This window comes from Shewanella sp. SG44-2, from assembly GCF_014164215.1.
GTDB lineage: Bacteria > Pseudomonadota > Gammaproteobacteria > Enterobacterales > Shewanellaceae > Shewanella > Shewanella frigidimarina.
This window is the reverse complement of sequence record NZ_JACJEU010000002.1, coordinates 68,691-92,396: the sequence shown is the minus strand read 5'-3', so window position 1 is coordinate 92,396 and position 23,706 is coordinate 68,691. Positions and strand designations below refer to the sequence as shown.

The 23,706-nt window shown below is 42.7% G+C and carries 20 protein-coding genes; 13 read left to right on the top strand and 7 right to left on the bottom strand.

Annotation, left to right across the window (positions count from 1 at the left end):
• Nucleotides 1-112 precede the first annotated feature (112 nt).
• A complete protein-coding gene (glpE, locus tag H5181_RS01920; protein WP_011639349.1) occupies nt 113-421 on the top strand; it encodes a thiosulfate sulfurtransferase GlpE in 309 nt (102 codons plus the stop codon).
• On the top strand, nt 418-1,269 hold the full coding sequence (gene glpG / locus H5181_RS01915) for a rhomboid family intramembrane serine protease GlpG (RefSeq protein ID WP_011639350.1): 852 nt from the start codon (nt 418-420) through the stop codon (nt 1,267-1,269). Before glpE ends, glpG begins: the two co-directional genes overlap by 4 nt.
• 82 nt (nt 1,270-1,351) lie before the next feature.
• Here glpG and elbB read toward each other — a convergent pair whose 3' ends face one another.
• Nucleotides 1,352-2,005 carry an isoprenoid biosynthesis glyoxalase ElbB gene (gene elbB, locus H5181_RS01910; RefSeq protein WP_011639351.1) on the bottom strand — a complete coding sequence of 218 codons (654 nt, stop codon included), beginning with the start codon at nt 2,003-2,005 and terminating at the stop codon, nt 1,352-1,354.
• Nucleotides 2,006-2,536: 531 nt separating this feature from the next.
• On the opposite strand from elbB, the gene polA reads away from it, so the two are divergent.
• Nucleotides 2,537-5,284, top strand: coding sequence for a DNA polymerase I (gene polA / locus H5181_RS01905; RefSeq protein WP_182750068.1), 2,748 nt, complete (start codon nt 2,537-2,539; stop codon nt 5,282-5,284).
• Between the two features lie 735 nt (nt 5,285-6,019).
• Here the strand turns inward: polA and yihA are convergent.
• Nucleotides 6,020-6,694 carry a ribosome biogenesis GTP-binding protein YihA/YsxC gene (yihA, locus tag H5181_RS01900; RefSeq protein WP_182750067.1) on the bottom strand — a complete coding sequence of 225 codons (675 nt, stop codon included), beginning with the start codon at nt 6,692-6,694 and terminating at the stop codon, nt 6,020-6,022.
• Nucleotides 6,695-6,957: 263 nt separating this feature from the next.
• Between yihA and H5181_RS01895 the strand changes: the two genes are divergently transcribed.
• The 5 genes from H5181_RS01895 (at nt 6,958) to H5181_RS01875 (ending at nt 11,127) form a co-directional block, all read left to right on the top strand.
• The gene (locus tag H5181_RS01895) at nt 6,958-7,581 is read left to right on the top strand and encodes a cytochrome c (RefSeq protein ID WP_011639354.1); all 624 of its coding nucleotides are present in this window, start codon (nt 6,958-6,960) and stop codon (nt 7,579-7,581) included.
• An 840-nt stretch (nt 7,582-8,421) separates the two neighbouring features.
• Nucleotides 8,422-9,084, top strand: a complete 663-nt coding sequence (locus H5181_RS01890) for a methyltransferase domain-containing protein (protein WP_011639355.1) — start codon at nt 8,422-8,424, stop codon at nt 9,082-9,084.
• A 55-nt stretch (nt 9,085-9,139) separates the two neighbouring features.
• Nucleotides 9,140-9,688 carry a Der GTPase-activating protein YihI gene (gene yihI / locus H5181_RS01885; protein WP_182750066.1) on the top strand — a complete coding sequence of 183 codons (549 nt, stop codon included), beginning with the start codon at nt 9,140-9,142 and terminating at the stop codon, nt 9,686-9,688.
• Nucleotides 9,689-9,783: 95 nt separating this feature from the next.
• On the top strand, nt 9,784-10,251 hold the full coding sequence (locus tag H5181_RS01880; protein ID WP_059746073.1) for a DUF2489 domain-containing protein: 468 nt from the start codon (nt 9,784-9,786) through the stop codon (nt 10,249-10,251).
• Between the two features lie 321 nt (nt 10,252-10,572).
• Nucleotides 10,573-11,127, top strand: coding sequence for a lysophospholipid acyltransferase family protein (locus H5181_RS01875; protein WP_182750065.1), 555 nt, complete (start codon nt 10,573-10,575; stop codon nt 11,125-11,127).
• A 98-nt stretch (nt 11,128-11,225) separates the two neighbouring features.
• Here the strand turns inward: H5181_RS01875 and H5181_RS01870 are convergent, their stop codons facing one another.
• From H5181_RS01870 to hutC, 5 genes are all read right to left on the bottom strand, one after another.
• The gene (locus H5181_RS01870; protein ID WP_182750064.1) at nt 11,226-12,698 is read right to left on the bottom strand and encodes an alpha/beta fold hydrolase; all 1,473 of its coding nucleotides are present in this window, start codon (nt 12,696-12,698) and stop codon (nt 11,226-11,228) included.
• A gap of 27 nt (nt 12,699-12,725) precedes the next feature.
• The gene (locus H5181_RS01865; RefSeq protein WP_123882412.1) at nt 12,726-13,994 is read right to left on the bottom strand and encodes a mechanosensitive ion channel family protein; all 1,269 of its coding nucleotides are present in this window, start codon (nt 13,992-13,994) and stop codon (nt 12,726-12,728) included.
• 345 nt (nt 13,995-14,339) lie between these two features.
• Nucleotides 14,340-15,878 (bottom strand): histidine ammonia-lyase, encoded by a 1,539-nt coding sequence (gene hutH / locus H5181_RS01860; protein WP_182750063.1) that lies wholly within the window; start codon nt 15,876-15,878, stop codon nt 14,340-14,342.
• A 3-nt stretch (nt 15,879-15,881) separates the two neighbouring features.
• Complete coding sequence (gene hutU / locus H5181_RS01855) at nt 15,882-17,552, bottom strand: urocanate hydratase (RefSeq protein WP_182750062.1); 1,671 nt, start codon at nt 17,550-17,552, stop codon at nt 15,882-15,884.
• A 94-nt stretch (nt 17,553-17,646) separates the two neighbouring features.
• Nucleotides 17,647-18,354, bottom strand: coding sequence for a histidine utilization repressor (gene hutC / locus H5181_RS01850; RefSeq protein ID WP_182750061.1), 708 nt, complete (start codon nt 18,352-18,354; stop codon nt 17,647-17,649).
• A gap of 133 nt (nt 18,355-18,487) precedes the next feature.
• Between hutC and hutI the strand changes: the two genes are divergently transcribed.
• From hutI to H5181_RS01825, 5 genes are all read left to right on the top strand, one after another.
• On the top strand, nt 18,488-19,720 hold the full coding sequence (gene hutI / locus H5181_RS01845) for an imidazolonepropionase (RefSeq protein WP_011639364.1): 1,233 nt from the start codon (nt 18,488-18,490) through the stop codon (nt 19,718-19,720).
• Between the two features lie 325 nt (nt 19,721-20,045).
• Entirely contained in the window at nt 20,046-20,822 is a 777-nt protein-coding gene (locus H5181_RS01840; protein ID WP_404948480.1) for a haloacid dehalogenase type II, read from the top strand.
• Between the two features lie 179 nt (nt 20,823-21,001).
• Nucleotides 21,002-22,663: an amidohydrolase gene (locus tag H5181_RS01835; protein ID WP_182750059.1), complete on the top strand. Its 1,662-nt coding sequence runs from the start codon at nt 21,002-21,004 to the stop codon at nt 22,661-22,663.
• Nucleotides 22,664-22,817: 154 nt separating this feature from the next.
• Nucleotides 22,818-23,090, top strand: coding sequence for a DUF1778 domain-containing protein (locus H5181_RS01830; RefSeq protein ID WP_182750058.1), 273 nt, complete (start codon nt 22,818-22,820; stop codon nt 23,088-23,090).
• The gene (locus H5181_RS01825) at nt 23,087-23,584 is read left to right on the top strand and encodes a GNAT family N-acetyltransferase (RefSeq protein ID WP_182750161.1); all 498 of its coding nucleotides are present in this window, start codon (nt 23,087-23,089) and stop codon (nt 23,582-23,584) included. The genes H5181_RS01830 and H5181_RS01825 overlap by 4 nt, the downstream gene beginning before the upstream one ends.
• The last annotated feature ends 122 nt before the right edge of the window (nt 23,585-23,706 follow it).

Sequence of the window (23,706 nt, the reverse complement as noted above, 5' to 3'; positions counted from 1 at the left end):
AGTATTGTGGCTTAATGAGTCAGTACACCAACAAGGGGTTGTATTTATACAACCCCTTGTTGCAAACTGGCGCTAAGCACATCGCTATTTGTACATTTTTATAGGTAATATCATGTCTGGTTTTAAACATTTGTCTATCAATGAGCTTATCCATATGTCGACTGAATCTAACGACATACAAGTTGTTGATATTCGCGACGCAGCGAGTTTTGCTGCTGGCCATATTGAAGGTGCGACCCATTTAACCAACGAAAATCTAGCTGACTTTATTGGTGATGCTGATATGGACAAGCCTGTCGTTGTTGTCTGCTACCATGGAATGAGCAGCCAAAGCGCAGCCAGTTATTTAAACGAACAAGGTTTTGACGACATCTACAGTTTAGATGGTGGTTATAGTGCCTGGAGCTTGGCTCACGCATGATAGAAATCGGCCAATTACCTAATGCACGTGCAGCACAGGCATTTATTGACTACCTAAAAGGGTTAAATATTCAATGCCATGCCGTGACTCATTCTCAAGGTGTTGGCCTAATAATTACTAACCCCGCCGATGAAAACCAAGCTCGCGCCGAGTTAATTGAGTTTGCTAAAAACCCATACGATAGTAAATACTTGCAAGCCTCTTGGGACAACGGTGCAACGGATACCAAATTTGACTATGGCCCAGGAACTAAAGGCTTAATTCAACAGTTTATGACAGGTGCAGGCCCACTGACATTAGTGTGCTTTTTTGCTTGTGTTGCCGTTTTCGCGGGCATGAACCTTGGTTTTGCCGATGCCATCTTCACTAAGTTATCTTTTTTTAGCGCCGTTGCGGACAGTGATGTAAACCAAGTGTGGCGGGTATTCACCCCAAGCTTAATGCACTTTTCTGCTATGCATATTATCTTTAATTTGCTGTGGTGGTGGTACTTAGGCGGTAAAATTGAAACAAATTTGGGGACTAGACCGTTACTGTTTTTATTAGTTGTCGCGGGCACTTTGCCTAATATTGTGCAGTTTTACATGACAGGACCTAATTTTGGTGGCTTGTCTGGCGTCGTGTACGCTGTGGTAGGTTACACTTGGCTAATGGGTATTCGTAAACCTAGCTGCGGTATTAGTTTGCCGCAATCTTATATGGGATTTATGCTCGTTTGGTTGGTTCTCGGCTTTACTGATGTGTTAGGCATGCCAATTGCGAATGGCGCCCACATTGCAGGGCTTTGTGTTGGGTTAGCTCAAGCATTATTTGATAGTAGAACCTCACCAACAACTAAAACCAGCTAACCATAAATAAAAATGCCACTTTAAGTGGCACTCTTTTTATCATTAATCCGCTTATAGTCACAATACAGCTCAGCACAAATCACTAAGCCATTTCGAGTACTTTATTAACCAGCTTCTCAATACCAATATGTGCCTCTAAAATCGACGTTGCTAGCATATACGCAGGTGTACTGACGATTTTATTGACCTCATCCACAACAATATCTTCAACTTGCACATTTTTATGCTTACCGCCCATTTCAGTAAATGCATGAGCCGTTTCAGAATCGGTTCCAATTGTACCTATAGCGCCTGCGCCGTAAATATTCGGGATCATCACCGGTGAAATACACACAAAGCCGACAGGTTTATGCGCTAAAGCAAACTCACGAATAAAGTTTTCTACAATTGGCTGAATATGGCAATTACTGCCTGTAGTTGCAAAATTAGATAAGTTTTTAGCCGCACCAAAACCGCCAGGGATCACCAAACCATCAAATTGACTTACCTCTAATGTACTTGCATTAAGTACTTCACCACGAGCGATCCGCGCAGACTCAACCAATACATTACGGGTTTCGTCGGTGTTGACCTCACCGGTTAAATGATTCACCACATGCATTTGAGTTATATCTGGAGCAAAACATTGATATTGCGCCCCCGCTCGCGTTATCGCCAGTAGGGTTAATACAGCCTCGTGAATTTCAGTTCCATCAAATACCCCACAGCCACTCAGTAAAACAGCAATCTTTTTCATGACATCTTCCTTCAACTTTTAATTGATAATGTAAAATTTACAACAAAAAACCAACAAAACGATTGATCTGATTAAAAATCGTGCTAACTTAGAACGTCGAATTTGCTAGATGCCTTTTTTTTAGTCATAAAACATCACTGAATTCGATTGTGACTTAACTGACATCAATAAAAAAGTCCACAAATTAGTAATATTTATTAGAAATAATATTTAGCTCACAAAAATAAAAAAAGAACATATAAATCAACTAGTTACTGATTTCGTTTCAAGCCGTAAGAAAATCTATCCAACAACGTTGATTAATTCACTCACAGACTTATCCACAGGCTGAGAGTCTTTTGGTGTGGCTGATTGTTGGCTTTTCTCTATAAAATTGCCCACAAAACCTCACTAGATGCACAACGAGTCAAACGTTACGGTTATTGATCACTATCTTGGGTAAATAACTGACAATCTCACAAGCATCTTGAGGTGCTGTGGGTATAATGTCATCCTATTAGTCTCGCAAAATACTGAACACGAATATTAATTATGCCAACGATTCCCAATAACCCGCTCATCTTAGTTGATGGTTCATCTTATCTTTATCGCGCTTATTATGCGCCGCCTCATTTAACCAATTCAAAAGGTGAAGCAACAGGCGCGGTTTACGGTGTTGTTAACATGCTTCGTAGTTTATTAAGCCGTTACAGCCCTAGCCATATCGCTGTTGTTTTTGATGCTAAAGGCAAAACTTTCCGCAACGATATGTACGGTGAATACAAAGCCCAGCGCCCACCTATGCCCGATGATCTGCGTAATCAAATAGAACCATTACACAGAATCATTCACGCAATGGGTTTACCTTTGATCAGTATTTCTGGTGTGGAAGCCGATGATGTGATCGGAACCATCGCTCTTCAAGCCAGTAAAGAAGGCCGGGCGACATTAATCAGTACCGGCGATAAAGACATGGCACAGCTAGTGAATGAGCATGTCACGTTAATCAATACCATGACAGATACCATTATGGGCCCTGAAGAGGTCAAAACGAAATATGGTGTCGGTCCCGATAGAATAATCGATTTCTTAGCTCTCATGGGCGACAAGTCAGATAACATTCCAGGTTTACCTGGGGTTGGTGAGAAAACCGCGCTGGCGATGTTGCTTGGCATGGGAAGTGTAGAAAATATTTTAGCTGACCCACAAAGCGTCGTTGAAGTTGGCTTTAGAGGCTCAAAAACCATGCCGGCTAAAATCATCGAAAACGCCGACATGTTAAAGCTGTCATATGAACTGGCGACCATTAAAACCGATGTCGAGTTAGCACAAGACTGGCATCAAATGACAGTCAAGCCTCAAGACCGTGATGAACTCATTAAATCCTTCGGTGAAATGGAATTCAAACGTTGGTTAGCAGAAGTACTCGATAATAAGCAACCCCGCGGTACCATCAGCGAAGAAGAAGTCATCGTATCGCCAACCATTGAAGCTGAGTATGAAACGATTCTGACCATGGAATCGCTTGATAAATGGATTGAAAAGCTTAACAGAGCCGAACTGATAGCGATTGATACCGAAACCACCAGTCTCAACTACATGGAAGCGGAACTTGTTGGTTTATCATTTGCTACCGAAGCAGGCAAAGCAGCCTATTTACCTTTAGCGCATGATTACCTTGATGCGCCGCAGCAAATTAATAAAGCCAGCGCGCTTGAAAAACTACGTCCGATCCTTGAAGGCGATACACCGCAAAAAGTAGGTCAAAACCTCAAGTATGATATGAGTATTTTAGCCAACGCAGGTATTAGCCTCAAAGGTATACGCTTTGACACTATGCTCGAATCCTATGTGTTTAATTCAATCGCATCGCGTCACGACATGGACGGTTTAGCGTTAAAATACCTTGGCCATAAAAATATTAGTTTTGAAGAAGTCGCTGGCAAAGGCGCAAAGCAACTGACTTTTAATCAAGTTCATTTGGATATTGCTGGGCCATACGCCGCTGAAGATGCCGATATCACTCTGCGTTTACATCAACATCTATGGCCAAGGCTTGAAAAAGAACCAGAACTGGCTAGTGTATTTAATGAGCTAGAATTACCATTAATTCAAGTATTGTCTGATGTAGAACGTCAAGGCGTATTGATTGATTCAATGCTACTTAGCCAGCAAAGTGGTGAGTTAGCCAAAAAGCTTGATGACCTAGAAAATAAAGCCTACGAAATTGCCGAGGAAAAATTTAACCTAGCTTCACCGAAGCAACTACAAACGCTATTTTTTGAAAAACTAGGTTATCCAATAAAGAAGAAAACCCCTAAAGGTGCACCATCAACAGCAGAAGATGTGTTAATCGAACTAGCTCTTGATTACCCTTTACCTAAAGTTATTCTTGAACATCGTAGCCTAGCCAAATTAAAGAGCACTTATACTGACAAACTGCCACTTATGGTTAATGCCACAACTGGCAGAGTGCATACCAGTTATCACCAAGCAAATGCTGCAACGGGTCGGTTGTCATCAAGTGAGCCAAACTTACAGAATATTCCGATCCGTACTGAAGAAGGCCGTCGTATTCGCCAAGCCTTTATTGCCCCTGCCGGTCGTAAAATTTTAGCTGCCGATTACTCGCAAATAGAACTGCGGATCATGGCTCATTTGTCTCAAGATACAGGCTTGCTAACCGCATTCGCAGAAGGCAAAGACATTCATAAAGCTACCGCAGCGGAAGTCTTTGGAGTGCATTTTGAAGAAGTCACCACCGAGCAACGTCGCCGCGCTAAAGCGGTTAACTTTGGCTTAATTTATGGAATGTCTGCGTTTGGTTTAGCCAAACAGCTAGATATTCCACGCAATGAAGCACAAAAGTATATCGACACGTATTTTGCTCGCTATCCAGGTGTGCTCAAATACATGGAAGAAACCCGAGCCATCGCAGCTGAATTAGGTTATGTATCTACATTATTCGGACGTCGTTTATACTTGCCTGAAATCAACGACCGTAATGCAATGCGTCGTCAGGCAGCTGAACGTGCAGCGATTAACGCTCCCATGCAAGGAACAGCAGCAGACATCATCAAAAAAGCCATGATCGCCATTCACCAGTGGATTAACCAAGACACTCAAGGTGAAATTACCCTGATAATGCAAGTACACGATGAATTAGTATTTGAAGTCGATGAGGCCCAGGCTGAAACCCTCAAAACCAAAGTGTGCGATTTAATGGCGCAAGCAGCATCATTAGATGTGACCTTATTAGCAGAGGCTGGCATTGGCGACAATTGGGATGAAGCCCACTAGTCATTGACTTAGGTTATGTTGGTAAAATAAACGTCAGTAGCTAAAACATAAATACCGTATTCATTAGAATGCGGTATTTTTATTTGGACATTGTAACTATGGCTAAACTGAACAAAAATGGACTCAAATGAACGTTTAGCGCAATAAACCCCCTATCCTCTAAGCCGCCAACTATGACTCAATCGATGTATCAATGACTGATGTAACGATAAATAATGACGCAGTTTCATCGTTCTAAGCGGCAAATAAAGACTATTTTGGGTTTGTAGTCACAGTTATTGTATCTTTTTATGAAAAACAGTTTTTCATTTTAAGGCGAATAAGCTATTATATTCGTCGTAGGGTACAGAGGTTAAGATGTTCAATCTTTCAAACCTTTATTTCACTAGCGATAGTGACTAGCCAAATTCGGCGCCCCAGCAACTTAGGTTGCTGGGGCTTTTTTTTGATTTTTTTTCATCATTAAAAATATTTAGAGTAAATACTTTAATATTGATTAAAAAACAGTTATTATGTCGTCATTGAGCGTCATCAAATTGAGTTGATGGCACTTGAGTCTTGTTGAATTTAGCTTCTCCCCAAAAGAGCTAATTTATTTGTACCGATGGCCGTTTGGTTATCGGTTTTTTTTTGCTTAAAAATCACCATTGTTACAATATAGAAAACACAGACGCAAAAAAGCCGACATCGCTGCCGGCTCTTAGTTTTGCTAATCTATATCATACTACTCGACCACTACTCTGGTGCTAACTCCGACGCTGACGCTTTCTCAGCCTTCTGTTCAGCTAACCATTCAGGATGACACCAATCGTTTAAGATGCTCAGCACTTTGGGTTTACCGGTGCCTTTTAGCGATGACAACGTCTCAACTTGCACTTTATCACCAAACTCTTTTAAGGCTGCACGCACATCATTAACGGTTTTCATTTTGACGCTTTGAGTCAATTTATCCGATTTGGTTAATAATGCTAAAACTGGAATGTTGCTTAATACTGCCCATTCAATCATTTGCATATCGAGATCTTTCAATGGATGACGGATATCCATCAATACCACCACGCCACTTAAACAAGCGCGCTTTTGTAGGTACTCGCCAAGCGCCTCTTGCCACTTATGTTTTAATGCTAAAGGGACTTGCGCAAAACCATAGCCAGGTAAATCGACTAAACGGCGATCATCATCTAGCTGAAACACGTTGATCAATTGGGTTCGACCCGGTGTTTTACTGGTTCGAGCTAAACTTTTTTGCTCAGTAAGCGCATTTAACGCGCTGGACTTACCGGCATTAGAGCGCCCAGCGAATGCAATCTCCACCCCGATATCCCCAGGAAGATACTGATCTAAATGCGCAATATCTGGCGCACTGATTAAAAACTTAGCCCTACGGAAATCGATACGAGAATCTGTCACTCTTAACTCCAATTAAATTACTTCTAGTAAACGCATTACCATAAATTTTTAACAATTGCTTACTTTTGCACGTTTTCGTGTAAAATATTAGCCTGATCACATTATATACCCAAGCAACGCTAATATGTGTGATGTAGTCATAAATGATCTAGCTCTTCACGAGCATCGTAAACTACATCAAAGCGCTTGGAAAAACATTTTACCACGCTTGCGGGTCTTCCTAGTAAGCTCAGGACAATAAATTAACTAGAAGTTGGAACGCCATGAAAAAGTTAGCTCTTGCGCTGTCTGTAGTCGCCGCTATGTCATCACCAGTTATGGCTGAAGGTAATGCTGAAGTAGGCAAAACTAAAGCAATCGTATGTTCTGCCTGTCACGGTGTTGACGGCAATAGCATGATTGATATGTATCCTAAATTAGCAGGCCAACACCCTGCATATCTTGAAAAACAATTAACTGAATTCCGATTAGCAGCTAAAACCGGTGGTGCTGAAGGTCGTATGGACCCAATCATGATCGGGATGTCAATGGGTCTAAGCGATGAAGACATTGCTGACATCTCAGCATTCTTCGCTAGCCAAGTAAAAGTTGTCGCCGACGTTGCCGATGTACCTGCCGCAGGTGAAAAACTGTACAAAGGCGGTGATGCTGCCCGTGGTATTACTGCATGTGTTGCATGTCATGGACCTGAAGGTGAGGGCGCAGAAGCTGCTGGTTTCCCTGCTGTTGGTGGTCAACATGCTAACTATATCAAAATTCAGCTAACAAAATTCCGTGATGCTAGTCGTCACAATGATTTAAACGGCATGATGCAAGATGTAGCTAAAAAGCTATCAGATGCCGATATCGATGCATTATCTAAATATATTTCAAGCATTAAGAACTAATACTACGGAATATGAGACAATAAAAAATGGGCTTTCGAGCCCATTTTTTACACTTCAAAGTTTACGTTGACGTCAACTTCATCGATTATTACTTGACAGCGTTCACACTTTTAGCGTTAAATACACCCCGTACCGAGGTAAACCCAGCTGTTTGTAATATAAATTTAATAACATCAAGCAGGTTTCGGACAGATACATTTAAGATATAAGAATAAAGATAATTCATAATAATAATAATTTAAGACCACTCACTAATAATAAAAATATGAGTCGAGATTTCATTTTGAAATACAGGTCGTAAAATTTGTAAGGAATAGACCGATTGGTCGACATGCTATTTAGCACTGCCTTACACAACAGAGTGACTGATAGCCCAGAGTATTATTTGAAGGATTCAAATAATAGCAAACAAAGCTTATTGCTGAGGATGCACCCGCTGGAAGCTTTATCGCTCGAAGGTATAAAGTAACAAGGATGGTTAACTAATGTCATTGAAGGCAATTAGGATAATGATGCGTCATTGAAGACCATCTACGGAAGCTGTAGTCAGGACGGCAACAGAATATAAAAAAGCGTCATTGATGACCAATAACAATTAAAAACGGCATGGAAAGCAAAATAAATAAAGATCTGACCGGGATAGTCACATAGCAAGTACGGATACTTGGAATCAGAATAAAGTGCGTTAAGCACTATTTTACGAGGCGGCAGTTTATACTGCCGCCTTTTTTTATGCTTAAATGGCCTCAATATCAACTTCATTTCAAATACTTACTTTAAATTAACCGTATACGCTATATAATCGTTTATTAAGTCAATACTTAGGTACTGCTGTATTTGATGAATGTATGCCCGCTCTGTAATCATTGTGCTCAATTTTTTGTTCAAGACAAAAAAAGAGCTTTCTACATCTGCGAACGCTGTGGCTTAGTCTTTGCTAACCCAAAATCACATCTTATGCCCGATATTGAGCGTCAGCGTTACGGTCGAGCACAAAAGTCATCGAATCAAAAGCCATTATCGCAATTTATACTGCCACTATTAGGCCAAATATCTCAGCAACAGAGCGGCGCGTTAACTGGCCTTAATTTTGGCCGCTTACTTGACGAACAGAGCAGGCAATCCATTGTTGATGCTGGTCATCTTGTTAATCAGTACGACCCGTTTTTTGCTGCAGATCAGTCGGTACTGAAACATAGCTATGATTTTGTATGTTGTTACCGGGTATTCGAACACTTTCGTCATCCACACCGTGAATGGAAGTTACTCAATCAGCTGGTTAAGCCCAATGGCTGGTTAGCAATAAGTACACCTTTATTGACCGATCAAGACCATTTTGCTAAATGGCATTACAAAAACAATCCAACTCATGTAAGCTTTTATCAGCAGCAGACATTCGAATATTTAGCATTAAATAGTGATTTTGAGCTATTATTTGCATCGAAAGATCTGGTTTTGATGCAAAAATCATCAAAATCTGATATAAAGCGCATCCTTATTTAGTGCCTTGTAGAAATTGCTCTGCAAGGACGTGTTTAGAAAACCTAACGAGAACATCATGGCTCGCAGTAAAAAAACTCGCAAAGGCGGCGAAAACGGCGCTAAGTTTGCACCTAGAGTAAAAAAAGTTGATCGCAACGCGGTCGATGGTAAAAAATCTGAAACCGGCCGTAAATCAGGCAGCCGTCACAATGAAACGTTGCTTAAACAAGCATCTGGTAACACTTCGGTTAAGAGTAAAGATGTACGTCATGGCAGCAAAAAGCCGGTGGCACTCACTTTACCAACAGCGGTTACTGCGCCATTAGTAGTTAAGCCTAAGCAGCCTAAACTGACTGACGAACAGAAGTTATTGAAACTTGAAGACGATCCAAGACTAAATCAGTTACTTGACCAACTTGAAGAAGGTCGTGATTTATCTGACACTGATCAAAAGTGGTTGAATGTTCAGTTAGACAAAATTGAGCAACTGATGTTGAGCTTAGGCCTTACTGAAAGCGATGATACACCAACACAAAGCCCTAAAAAGCAACTGAGCGATGATGAACTATTAAATCGTTTTGAATCAGGTGCCGATCTGCTTAAAGATTATCAGCAGAAAGATTAATCTGCTCGATGAAAGTAATACCAAGCTATTTCTTGGTTTGATATCAGAAAACTGGCGCATATCGCGCCAGTTTTGTATTCAAAAAAGGATAAATTGTGTCTACAACCGCCATCGTTATTGCTTTACTCATTATTGTTGCCCTTGCTACCTACGCAGCACACTTACTGTTAACGCTTAAACGTAAAACACAAGCTAACCAACAAGCACTTTCTGAACGTAAGGCTAAAGCCGACGAGCGTAGACAGCAAATACTGACTGATATCCGTTACATTGCAGCAGCAATGCTAGAAGACCGTTGTGAACTGTCTGAAGGCGTTATGCGCATAGGTAAACTATTTGATGCATTATCCTTATCAGAACAAGTTATGGCAGACTTCCCTAACCTGTTTACCCATTATGAACTAATTAGAAACCATCCCATCATGGAAGCACGTAAAGAGTTACCGAAACAACAACGGATGAAGTTTGATTTTGAACGGATGAAATCAGAAGCAGAGTTAGAGCAGGTTATTCTAGACGAAGCAAAACACATCGCTGAGTTTGATAAGCCCATCACTCACTAGACAACATATTAGTTAACTTTAGAACGACATAGAAAACGATGCACCTGCGACCTTTTGCTCTGCATTCATTGATGATAATTAACTACTGCTGCATACGTTTACCTTACTCGCAAAGCCAATGGCAAGTTTAAACAAAGTAACTAACAACATTTATCTCATACCTTAGCCAAATTGAGGTTAAGCATGAAATTAGCACGATTACAGACTATGCTGATAATGCATATCACAAACGAATCAACGTCGATTAACCACATCAAATAGCTGATAAATCGAATAATAACAACAAGAAGCTTTATAAAGCTCAATGATTGGGGTCACACTATGTTCAGTTCACTTTGCTTAGGATTACTCAAAATACTGGGTTGGAAATTTGATGGCCAACTCGACAAAACTAAGCCATGCGTCATTATTGTTGGCCCACATACCAGTAACTGGGATTTCATCATTGGTATTATCGCTCGCAGTGCCTTAGGCACCAAAATCCACTTTTTAGGTAAGCATCAGCTGTTTATTCCACCTTGGGGATGGCTTTTTCGCGCCATGGGCGGCAGCCCTGTCGATAGACGTAAATACAATAACTTAGTTGACGGTGTGGTGCTGTTATTCCAACAAGATCCACTGTATAAACTGGCCTTAGCACCTGAAGGGACACGTAGCCCAGTAACCCGCTGGAAAAGTGGTTTTTACCATATTGCAGCCAAAGCGGATGTTGATATAGTGCCAATCGGATTAGATTTTGGCCGCAAAGCGGTTGTGATTGCCAAACCGTTAAGACCGACGGGAGATATTGAACACGAAATAAATCAGTTAATGGATTTTTACCGTTCAATCAAAGGTTATCATCCAAAAATGGTTCCTGATTATCAGCAGAAATAGCACTGAAATAATTAACGCTCAATTAGCTTATATTGATTAATCAGAAGTGCGACAGTGTTGGATATACAAGAAGTGTCTTACACAGTATTCAGCGTTTTTTATAACACGCTTTCTAAACTCTCAGCGGCTAACACGTAGCTGCCGCCTAAACGTATAACGTGCGTTGGCGTATGGATCCGCACTAAAGATAGCACTAGCCGAGTCGACTCTTGCGAGATGAACACCGGAGACTCACCCCAAAAGGTTACCCCAGCTAAATCAAACCTACTGCGAGTACTGTTAATCTCACCCAAAAAGTCAGTGTCTGTGGCGCTAATAGTACTGCGGGTGATCTTCATCTTTTTCTGCTGCACGCCTATGCGACTAGACTTGATTGTTACAATCGAATCACTCATCGTGAGTTGGTTGACATCAACATTGTCAATGAACACCAATTTACAGTCTTCAATAAAGAGCTGATCATAATGCCCAGAAAAATATTGTTGGCTATCTTGATAGCATTTGCCAATACGCTGACTGCTATTTTCTGAATGTTGATCACGAGCCAAAGCTTTAGCATTAGAAGGAGAAGTCGATGCTAGACCCGTTAATAACATTTGATTAAAGATGTGTTGGTGAGACTTCATCGGTACATGCCCTGCACCAGCAATAACCTTTAGCTGTGCAGTAGGTAATACATGCAGCAGTGCTTCAGCGGTCCGCAGTGGCGCAACTTGATCATCGGCGCCCCAAATTAACTGCGTAGCAGGCATCTGTTGGTAATTAAGCACAGAGAAGTTTTGTTCCATTAATGCTAATGCCGCATTAGTGTTGGTTTGTTCGCCAATGGTCATATTACGAATAGACTCATTGTGACTTAACCATTTCGTTGGATCTAACCCGGTTCCAGTTTTCTCAAGCATCTTATCTGCAAAATTATCAACCCGCGCTAACACTCGGCGTAAGCCTTGTGGTAATTCGCTATTAGCCATATCTCGCTTCGAAATCTGTTTTAAGTAGGCAGTCCGGTCCAAAATACCAGCGGCATCTACCAGCACAAGCTGTTCAATTTTGCTGGGGTACTGACTAGCATAGTATAAGCTAATCGCTGCCCCCATCGAATGTCCTACAAGATGTACCTGAGCATTGGGATGGCGATAATGGCTAATAACCCAATCGATCACCTTGGCATATTCTTTAGGTGAATAGGTAAATACAGCACCTTGCGATAGACCAAAACCAGGTAAATCGATAGCAACTACATGATACCGCTTTGCTAACGCAGGAATCACCGTTAACCAGTCTTTAGAAGCCAACTCACCTAAGCCGTGAATAAGAACAACGGTGTCACGGTGCTCAAGCCCTGCTTGTAGCACAAACAGCGGGGTTTGATGGCTTGGTACTATTACACGTTCAAAGTGATAGCTTGTTGGGTAATAAGCTAACTCTGCGGCGGTTAACGGTTCGGCGGTCAGTGGTTTTGCAGCGCCTATTGAGCGAACTTGCCTATTGATGTCATTAAACCAATTAGCTTGCACGGGCATCGCCGACCACAGCAACAGCAATGATACTAATACCAATAATTTAACCACTGCAGATATCGCCTATCAGACAGCTTATCAATGCTGTTCGGTCCATTGCTTTATACTGCGAAGGTCTGTACCTGTCGGGTTTTGGAATGCACGTAAACCAAACTCAGGTAGCACGGCAAAAATGTGGTCAAAAATGTCTGCCTGAATTGCTTCATAGTAGGTCCAGCGAATATCATTGGTAAAAATATACAGCTCTATCGGCAAGCCTTCAGTGGTTGGTGCTAGCTGCCTAACCATTAAGGTCATGTCTTTATGTACTTTGTCATGACGACGTAAATACTCTTGTAAGTATGCTCTGAATGTTCCGATATTAGTTAAGCGGCGGCCATTCACCTTCATATCAATATCGCTCACGTTGGCATTGGCAACACTGATTTCACTGAACACTTGTGGTAAATACTCTTTCAAATAATTGACTTTGCCTAAGCGAATACGTTCGTCATCGGTCAAAAACTGAATGCTATTTACGTCGATATTGATTGATCGCTTAATCCGTCGACCACCCGACTCGGACATGCCGCGCCAGTTCTTAAATGCATCTGACACCAATGCATAAGCTGGGATCATGGTGATGGTATTGTCCCAGTTTCGTACTTTAACGGTGGTCAACGTTACATCTTCAACTGCGCCATCTGCAGCGTATTTATCCATTTGGATCCAATCGCCTTTACTCACCATGCGGTTAGCAGCAAGCTGAATCCCAGCAACGAAGCCCAAAATGGTGTCTCGAAACACCAACATGACCAAACCGGTAGCAACACCTAAACCACTAAAGAAATAAATAGGCGACTGGTCGGCTAGAATGGCAAAAACAACAATTAACCCAATAAAAAATAGGAATAACTTAGTCAACTGAACAAAACTTTTTACCGGTAAACGGCGATTAACATGATTAATATCAGCAATTTCATCAATCGCATTTAACCCGCTATACACAGCTCGAATCATAAAAAACACTAACAACGCGCTAAGGAAACGATCAATAAAAGCGCTGATCAACTCATGCTCGGTGAGCACAATAGGGATCAATAAATCGAGGATTAAAATGGGGATCAAAATAGCGAGACGTTCAAACACATTAAAGCGCATGAAAATATCGTCCCAAGTGACCGAAGACCGGCGGATCACGGCATTCACACCGTGAACTACAAATCGATGGGTAATGTAATAACTTAAACCTGCCACAATCACACAAGCCAAAATTAATATCGATGTCGCGACACCATCCGATGGTTGGCTATTAATACCCAAACGGGTTAACCAAGCCGCAATTTCAATCCGCACTTCTGTATTCACAAACAAATCCTTAGCCACGTTTGCCCTTTACTCAATCAAAAGACTTAAATTAAACCGCATAAATGCAAGCAAACATTCACAGGCTTATCAGTGTGCTCATTATGCATGGTGTTGATGTATAACGTTACCGAAACATCGACTCTATCGGTCAAGATGATAAATTTAATGCAAGTTACTATTTTCATGATTATGTTAACAGTTGCAATGAATGTGAGTATACCCACACAAGATTAAACAAAAATTAGCTTTGACGAGGGGGCAATAAAAGACAATAAAAAAGGACCTTGCGGTCCTTTGTCAAATTACTCTAAACATATCCTATTCATGACATGTAGTTCCGCTCAATTAAAAACTCGGTAACATGCCCTGTGGTAGCAATCGGTTATAACTGGCGCTATACAACAAGTCGACCGAGTTCTCGATATCAGGTGAAAAATAACGATCCTTATCATAAAACGTCACTATTTCACGAAGCTCGGCTTTGGCTATTGCTACGGCGGCGCTTGGTTGCAAAGGCTTTCTAAAATCTAACCCTTGCGCAGCAGCTAACAACTCAATAGCTAATACTCCACGGGTATTTTCGCTCATGTAGCGTAAACGTCGTGCAGCAAACGTCGCCATCGACACGTGATCTTCTTGGTTTGCCGATGTCGGCAAACTGTCTACCGAGGCAGGATGTGCATAGGTTTTGTTTTCCGATGCAAGTGCAGCCGCGGTGACCTGAGCAATCATAAAGCCAGAATTTACCCCACCGTTATCCACTAAAAATGGCGGTAGCTTAGACAAACTAGAATCAATCAACAACGCCATTCTACGTTCCGAAATAGAGCCCATTTCAGCAATCGCAATGGCGAGGTTATCAGCCGCCATCGCAACGGGTTCGGCATGGAAGTTACCGCCCGAAATAATATCGCCCGTATCTTGGAACACCAATGGATTATCAGTAACGCCGTTTGCCTCAGCGCCAAGCACTTCTGCTGCTTGACGAATTTGGGTTAAGCACGCTCCTAATACCTGTGGCTGACAGCGCAGTGAATATGGATCTTGCACTTTTTCGCAATTGGTATGGCTTAGGCTAATTTCCGATTCGTTAGTGAGCAAATGACGGAAAATGGCTGCTGAATCAATTTGGCCTTTTTGTCCACGCGCAGCATGAATGCGCGCATCAAACGGACTACGACTGCCCATAGCGGCTTCAACACTCATGGCGCCAATAATTGAACTGGCGGCAAACAAGTCTTCTGCATTAAACAAACCTTCAAGCGCCAGCGCTGTTGAGGCTTGCGTACCATTCAGTAACGCTAACCCTTCTTTGGCTGCTAATTCAATAGGTTTTAGCCCAGCAATCTCAAGACCTTCCACTGCTGAGATAATCAGCCCCTGATAGCTCATTTCGCCTTCACCTAACAAAGGTAAACACATGTGAGCTAATGGCGCTAAGTCACCCGATGCCCCGACTGAGCCTTTTTCTGGCACACACGGATACACTCCGGCATTCACTAGCTGAATGAGAAACTCGATAACCTCTAAACGAATACCTGAAAAACCGCGGCTTAATGAGTTAATTTTTAACACCATCATTAAGCGCACGGTAGCATCTTGCATGTATTTACCAATGCCAGCTGCGTGGGACAATACAATAGAGCGTTGCAATAATTGCAGATCTTCTGGAACAATTTTAGTGTTGGCTAACAAGCCAAAGCCAGTATTGATACCGTAAACAGTACGGCCTTCACGTAATACTTGCTGGACGATTTCAGCACTTTGATTAATGTCTTTAATCGCTTCTTTCGCAAGGGTCAGCTTGACACTATTACGGCTGATCGCACGAGTCTGCGCTAATGTCAGCGTACCTGGAATAAGTTCAAATGAATAAGTCGACATGGATTAAGCTCCTAACATTGGCAGGTCTAAGCCTTGCTCTTTGGCACAATTTTTTGCAATGTCATAGCCAGCATCTGCATGACGCATTACCCCAGTAGCAGGGTCGTTCCACAATACTCTGCCTAAACGTACCGCAGCTTCATCGGTTCCGTCGGCCACTATCACCACCCCAGAATGTTGACTAAAGCCCATACCAACGCCGCCACCATGATGCAATGACACCCAAGTTGCACCACTAGCCGTATTGAGTAAGGCATTCATTAATGGCCAATCTGACACCGCATCAGAGCCGTCTAACATGGCTTCTGTTTCACGATTTGGGCTGGCAACTGAGCCAGAATCTAAGTGATCACGACCGATAACAATTGGTGCCGATAACTCACCGTTTTTGACCATTTCATTAAACGCTAACGCTAAGCGGGCACGATCTTTAAGCCCTACCCAGCAAATGCGTGCAGGTAAGCCTTGAAACGCAATACGCTCACGCGCCATGTCTAACCAATTGTGTAACTGCGGATTATCTGGAATAAGCTCTTTGACTTTGGCATCTGTTTTGTAGATATCTTCCGGATCGCCAGACAAGGCTACCCAACGGAATGGTCCAATGCCTTCACAAAATAACGGCCGCACATATGCTGGTACAAACCCAGGGAAATCGAACGCATTCGTTACGCCTTCTTCAAAGGCCATTTGGCGAATATTGTTACCATAATCTGTGGTTGCTGCACCAGCTGCCTGCAATGCCAGCATTGCTCTAACTTGCACCGCCATTGATTGCTTCGCCGCTTTAACGACTGCCGCTTCGTCAGTTTTACGCATTTTAGCTGCGTATTCTAAGCTCCAGCCTTGAGGTAAATAGCCGTTTAATGGGTCGTGCGCGGAGGTTTGATCGGTTACCACATCAGGCACAATGCCGCGGGTCACTAGCTCAGTAAACACATCGGCAGCATTGGCTAATAAGCCGACTGAAACAGGCTTGCCGCTTTGGTTTGCTTCGTAAATCATCGCTAATGCTTGATCTAATGAAGTGGCTTTTTTGTCGACGTAACCAGTACGCATGCGAAAATCGATACGGGTTTCATCTACTTCACAGGTTAATACCGAATAACCCGCCATAGTACCAGCCAGTGGTTGTGCACCGCCCATGCCGCCTAGACCGCCGGTTAAAATCCACTTACCCGCTGACGAGCCATTAAAGTGCTGTTTAGCCATGGCGACAAACGTTTCGTAAGTACCTTGCACAATGCCTTGCGAACCAATATAAATCCACGAACCCGCAGTCATTTGGCCATACATGGCCAAACCTTTCTTATCCAGTTCGTTAAAGTGTTCCCAGTTAGCCCAATGTGGCACTAGGTTTGAATTAGCAATAATGACCCGTGGCGCATTGCTATGAGTGGTAAACACCCCAACAGGTTTACCCGACTGCACCAATAAGGTTTGATCGTCTTCAAGGCGTTTAAGCACCTCAATAATTTTGTCGTAGCTTTGCCAGTCGCGCGCGGCGCGGCCAATGCCGCCGTACACCACTAAATCTTCTGGGCGTTCGGCAACATCAGGGTGTAAGTTGTTCATTAACATGCGCATTGCGGCTTCGGTTAGCCAACTTTTACACTGTAATTGAGTACCGTGCGGCGCAATAATGTGACGGCTTGGATCATGTCTTTTATCCATATTTCCCTCTTCAACCGATTAATTCGATTTGGTTTTTTATTGGTCTTGTTGTTTATGTTTAATGTCTTACAGTTTTCAATTTCGAGACCACCATTTAACGAGCAAACGTTAAATGGCCGCCTAGTTTAAATTTGCTACCCGGATGAACTAAACGAGCAAAACTGACCACTCCTTGGCGTGACCAAGTACGACGTAAAATTTGTAAACAGGGTTCAGTCGCTGCAATGGCTAAACGTTGTTGTAACAGCTCGTTAGCCATAATGGCTTCAACGGTATGTTTAGCCTCTGTCAGTGGCGCTACAGCCGACAAATATTCATGGGGAGTATGCGAGCTAAAATCTTGTTGTAGGTAATCAGGCACAAGCTGTGGGTTCACATAACGCTCTTCCACTTGTAATGGCAAACCTTGTTCGCAATGCACCAACACCGAATAAAATACAGGGCTGCCCAATTCCAGCCCCAGTGCATTAGCCACCGCAGTGCTGGCCTCAATTTGTGTCAATTCAAGCTGGTTAACACTGTAGCCATGGCCACGGTCTTTTATCTCGTCGGCAATATTACGAATAGCCAGCAATGACGATTGCGACTTTAATCCTGCAACAAACGTACCCACTCCCTGAGTGCGCTCTAACACGCCCGAGTCCACCAGCTCAGTTAACGCCCGCCTTGCTGTCATACGGCTACAGGCGAACAATTCAGTTAACTGATTTTCAGACGGCACTCGGTCGTTTTCTTGCCATTCGCCCGTTTCAATACGGCTCAAAATGAATTGTTTTATCTGGGCAAACTTTGCTTGGGCCATATCAGCAGCTCTCGGTTTTTTAGACAATAATGTCATTGCTGTTTAAAAACACATCATTCATCCTACCTTGTATATACAAGTTAAAACAAGTATTGTTTAGCAATCAATAATTAATGCATTTTTAGGGGTTTTTATGTCGTGGGATCAAGTGTGGATTGATGTAAACGTGGCCACCATGGATACCAATATCCAAGGTGCTTACGGCGTAATACCTCAAGCAGCTATTGCAGTAAAAGATGGCAAAATTGCTTGGGTTGGCCCGCGCAGTGAACTACCTGAATTTGATGTACTGGCAACCCCAGTTTACAGAGGCAAAGGCGGCTGGATAACACCAGGGCTTATCGATGCACACACCCACTTAGTCTTTGCTGGTAATCGCGCTAACGAATTTGAACAACGTTTACAAGGCGCGACTTACGCCGAAATAGCTCGCGCAGGTGGCGGTATTATCTCAACGGTTAATGCTTGTCGCGATGCCGATGAAGCTGAACTATTTGAACTAGGCCGACAACGCTTAAATGCCCTAGCCAGAGAAGGCGTCACCACGGTTGAAATTAAATCCGGTTACGGTTTAAACACTGAAACAGAACTTAAATTATTGCGCGTTGCGCGTGAGCTAGGTGAGCATCATCATATTGATGTAAGCACCACCTTCTTGGGCGCCCATGCTATTCCTCCAGAATATAAAGACAATGCAGATGCCTATATCGACCTCGTCGTTAATGACATGCTCCCTGCGGTAATCGCCGAAAACCTTGCTGATGCCGTTGATGTATTTTGTGAAAATATCGCCTTTAATCTTGAACAAACTGAGCGAGTATTAACTGCGGCTAAACAGGCCGGTCTGCAGATTAAACTGCATGCTGAGCAATTAACCAATATGGGCGGCAGCGCCTTAGCAGCCAAGCTTGGGGCTAAATCGGTCGATCATATTGAGTTTCTAGATGAAGCAGGTATTAAAGCCATAAGCGAAAGCGGTACCTGTGCAACCTTGTTACCCGGCGCATTTTACTTTTTACGTGAAACCCAATTACCACCAATCGACTTACTGCGCCAATACAAGGTGCCAATGGTTATTGCCAGCGATTTTAATCCGGGGTCATCGCCTATTTGCTCCACCTTATTAATGCTCAATATGGCTTGCACCTTATTCAGACTCACCCCAGAAGAAGCCTTACAAGGTGTGACCATTAATGCCGCAAAAGCACTTGGTATCGACAATAATGTCGGCAGTATTACCGTAGGTAAACAAGCTGATTTTTGTTTATGGGATATCACCACTCCTGCACAATTAGCTTATGCTTACGGGGTAAACCTGTGTAAAACCGTTGTCAAAAATGGTCAGGTAGTTGCGCTACCCAATTAAACGTTAAACCGTTAAATAATTGGGCTCAACTTTTCTCAATCAAATAACCCACAACTTCAGTTCAAACTCATAACTGATAGCAGTTCCACTGGCGATAATGTCTATCTCCAGTGGTGCTGCTATGTACGTCACCTCAAATCCCAACTTCAGATTTATTAAACTATTAGGCAATAAAACCGTGATTTTAAGGTCAGTTTCATTTAGGTTGACTAAATTAATGAACAATCGTTCAACTTATTGATGTCAGTGTCACTGGCAACAACAGTGAGATGAATACTCGATAAGTTCTTTTAACCAACATCACATTGCCAGAGGTTTTATGAAAATCCGTGTTTTAATATCGCTTGCGACAGCTTTTTTTATGCTTAATACCAGTAGCGCTTTTGCTAAAGATCTAGCAGATACTGCGGTGCAGCCACTATTGGTTAAGCCTAAAGTGATTATTTTTGATGTGAATGAAACCTTGTTAGATCTTGAAAATATGCGCGCCTCTGTGGGTAAAGCGCTTAATGGCCGTGAAGATTTATTGCCATTGTGGTTCTCAACCATGCTGCACCATTCTTTAGTGGTTTCAGCGACAGGTGATTACCAAACGTTTGGTAGTATTGGCGTTGCGTCATTGCAAATGGTCGCCGAAATCAACGGTATTGCCATCACACCAGAACAAGCTAAAACCGCCATTCTAACGCCACTTCGTTCATTACCCGCTCACCCAGATGTTGCAGAAGGTTTAGCTAAATTGAAGGCCCAAGGCTACAAACTAGTCACCTTAACCAACTCATCATTAGAAGGCGTAACCTTACAGCTTAAAAATGCTAATTTAAGCCAGTATTTTGATGCCAACTTAAGCATAGAATCTGTTGGGGTATTTAAGCCGCATTTAAAAACGTACCAATGGGCCATTAAAGATTTAGGCGTTAATGCAGATGAAGCGTTAATGGTTGCCGCACACGGTTGGGATATTGCCGGTGCAGATAAAGCAGGCTTACAAACCGCCTTTATTCGTCGCCAAGGTAAAGTGTTGTTCCCGCTAGCAGCGCAACCAGACTACAACGTACTGGATGTAAACGAATTAGCTAGCACCCTAGCTAAGTTCAACTAGCCTTAACGATTATCGCCCAGTATTAGCTGGGCGATAAATTTGCGCAGTAATGAGTCTTTCCTCTATATAGCCACATCAATCTCCCCCCCCTCAAGACGACTTGCACGGCCCCTTGCCATTAACCATTAATTAACATTTAATGGATGCTGATTAATCGTCGTCATAAAAAGGGAAAACAGATGAGAAAGGAATATTTAGCGCTATCAGTGGCATTAAGTTTGGCTAGTTTAAGCGTAAACTGCATGGCACAAACCACACTGATGCATCACGTTAATGGCTACACGCTCGTTGACGGAAAACTGCAAACCTTCAATGCTATCCAATTTACTGACGACAAAATTGATCGACTATTTACCTTAAACCAAGCCTTACCGAGTGTAACTGATATCACCTCAATTGATGGCAAAGGTAAAACCTTACTACCTGGATTAATCGACGCCCACGGTCATGTGCTAGGTTATGGTTTGAGCTTATTAACCGCAGACTTAACCAACACCAGTAGCGAACAACAAGCCGTTGAACGCGCGCAAGCATTTAGTAAAAACAACCCAACTGACGGATGGCTAATGGGCCGAGGTTGGAACCAAGAATTATGGAACAGCAAACAATTTCCGACTAAAGAAAGCCTAGATAAAGCCTTTAAAGCTAATCCAGTGTCATTTGGCCGAGTTGACGGTCATGCCATTTGGGTTAATAGCAAAGCGTTAGCACTCGCGGGAATTTCGTCAACCACAGTGGCACCAGAAGGCGGTGAAATTGTCAAAGACGAGCAAGATAACCCTACCGGTGTATTAATCGACAATGCGATGAACTTAGTGTTTAACATCATCCCCGATCTCAATCAGCAGCAATTACAATCAACCTTAACTCTAGCGATGGATAGCCTAGCATCATATGGGCTAACCAGTGTGCACGATGCCGGCATCAACATCGACAACATCAAGGCATACCAACAATTAGCAGCGAACAATGCCATGAGCGTGCGGGTTAATGGCATGCTATCGGTTGAAGACCCTCGCTTTACCACCATCTTAAAGCAAGGCCATATCACCACTGCTAATGACATGTTTAAAGTCGACAGTGTAAAAATATCGGCAGATGGCGCGCTTGGCAGCCGCGGCGCAGCGTTAATCAAAGAATATTCAGATCAACCCGGCCATAAAGGCTTAATGCTGTATTCAGACGAGCAACTCGGCAAACTGATTTTACAGTCGATGAAAGCAGGCTTTCAGGTTAATACCCACGCCATTGGCGACAACGCCAATCAAGTGGTACTCGATAAATACCAAACCGCCATTACAGCAACAGACTCAAAAGCATTACGCCATCGTATTGAACATGCACAAATTCTCGATTTAGCCGACATACCGCGTTTTGCCCAACTTGGGGTTATCGCATCGATTCAAGCAACCCACGCCACCAGCGACAAAAACATGGCAGAAAACCGTTTAGGTAAAGCCCGCTTGGCCGGTGCTTATGCGTGGCGCAAACTGTTAAACGCTAATGCCGTCATAGCCAATGGTTCAGACTTCCCTATTGAATCGCCAAACCCATTTTTTGGATTGCACTCATCCGTAACCCGCCAAGACCATGTTAACCAACCACTCGACGGCTGGCTCGCTACTGAAAAACTATCACGCATCGAAGCACTCAAAAGCTTCACCATCGACGCCGCCTACGCTGGCCATCAAGAACAGCTGTTAGGCTCATTAGAACCTGGTAAAAAAGCAGACTTTATCCTAGTCGAAGATGACTATTTTACAATCGACCCACAACAGATCTGGCAAAACAAAGTCATCTCCACTTGGGTCAACGGCCGCAAGGTATTTGCAAAAGAGTAAGCTGCCTTGAGTATGGTTTATTGGTAAATAAGATAAGTAGAATTGGTTTTAATAACGTTTTAGCCTGTGTGCCAAAGTGACACAGGCATTGCTTGTTGTACGTTTTAACACCATAATAGCCATGTGACACTTTGGCACATATGGAGATTATATTATGGCGACTACTTTACCTCGCATCACCGCTAGAGTTGATGTCGACACCCAAGATTTACTGACAAAGGCAGCAGCAATCGCTGGTATGTCGAGTATTAATTCATTTGTGCTAAGTGCCGCAATCGAAAAAGCCAAACAAATCATTGAGCGTGAACAAGTACTAAAATTAAGTCAAACAGATGCGATGTTGCTTATGGAAGCACTAGACAGTCCAGCAACATCAAACTCAAAACTCAAAACGGCTTCGGAACGTTACGAAAGCAAAACCCAATAATGAATACGGTACTTTTAGATAAAGCTAAACACGATAGAAACCGATTCAACTGTGGTATTGAAGCTCTTAATAATTACTTAAAAGTCATGGCGAGTCAGCAAGCAAAGAAAGACAACAGCAGAACTTTCATTTTAGAAGATGATAACGATAACTCGCATATCATTGGCTTTTATACCTTAACAATGACACCAATTGACCTAAAGGCTCTGCCGGATAAGCTACAGAAAAAATACCAATCATCTACGTCTGGCGGCCTTATAGCCCGCTTAGCAATCGATGACCGCTATAAAGGCCAAGGCTTTGGCGAATGGTTACTTATTGATGCACTACGAAAACTGTTAGCGGCAAGTGATAGCGTAGCATTCCCCGTCGTCATTGTTGACGCAAAAGATGGCGCAACACACTTCTACGAACGCTATGGATTTCAGGCTTTTCAAGACGCAGAAAACAAACTGTTCATCACCATTGCAGATGTAAGAGCAAGTTTAAGCTAATTAACTAAAAGCCTTTGATGCACTAACCAAAATCCGATTAACAGCTTGTTAAAATATGAAGCTAAGCGGAACCAAGTCGAAGATGACTATTTTAAGCCGACCCACAACTGATCGGGCAAAAC

Bases quoted from the DNA above. Each gene is read 5' to 3' on its own strand.
- hutH (WP_182750063.1), bottom strand. From the start codon at position 15,878: ATGTCGACTTATTCATTTGAACTTATTCCAGGTACGCTGACATTAGCG.
- H5181_RS01875 (WP_182750065.1), top strand. From the start codon at position 10,573: ATGTTCAGTTCACTTTGCTTAGGATTACTCAAAATACTGGGTTGGAAA.
- polA (WP_182750068.1), top strand. From the start codon at position 2,537: ATGCCAACGATTCCCAATAACCCGCTCATCTTAGTTGATGGTTCATCT.
- glpG (WP_011639350.1), top strand. From the start codon at position 418: ATGATAGAAATCGGCCAATTACCTAATGCACGTGCAGCACAGGCATTT.
- H5181_RS01890 (WP_011639355.1), top strand. From the start codon at position 8,422: ATGAATGTATGCCCGCTCTGTAATCATTGTGCTCAATTTTTTGTTCAA.
- glpE (WP_011639349.1), top strand. From the start codon at position 113: ATGTCTGGTTTTAAACATTTGTCTATCAATGAGCTTATCCATATGTCG.
- hutU (WP_182750062.1), bottom strand. From the start codon at position 17,552: ATGGATAAAAGACATGATCCAAGCCGTCACATTATTGCGCCGCACGGT.
- H5181_RS01895 (WP_011639354.1), top strand. From the start codon at position 6,958: ATGAAAAAGTTAGCTCTTGCGCTGTCTGTAGTCGCCGCTATGTCATCA.
- H5181_RS01830 (WP_182750058.1), top strand. From the start codon at position 22,818: ATGGCGACTACTTTACCTCGCATCACCGCTAGAGTTGATGTCGACACC.
- hutI (WP_011639364.1), top strand. From the start codon at position 18,488: ATGTCGTGGGATCAAGTGTGGATTGATGTAAACGTGGCCACCATGGAT.
- hutC (WP_182750061.1), bottom strand. From the start codon at position 18,354: ATGGCCCAAGCAAAGTTTGCCCAGATAAAACAATTCATTTTGAGCCGT.
- yihI (WP_182750066.1), top strand. From the start codon at position 9,140: ATGGCTCGCAGTAAAAAAACTCGCAAAGGCGGCGAAAACGGCGCTAAG.
- H5181_RS01835 (WP_182750059.1), top strand. From the start codon at position 21,002: ATGAGAAAGGAATATTTAGCGCTATCAGTGGCATTAAGTTTGGCTAGT.
- elbB (WP_011639351.1), bottom strand. From the start codon at position 2,005: ATGAAAAAGATTGCTGTTTTACTGAGTGGCTGTGGGGTATTTGATGGA.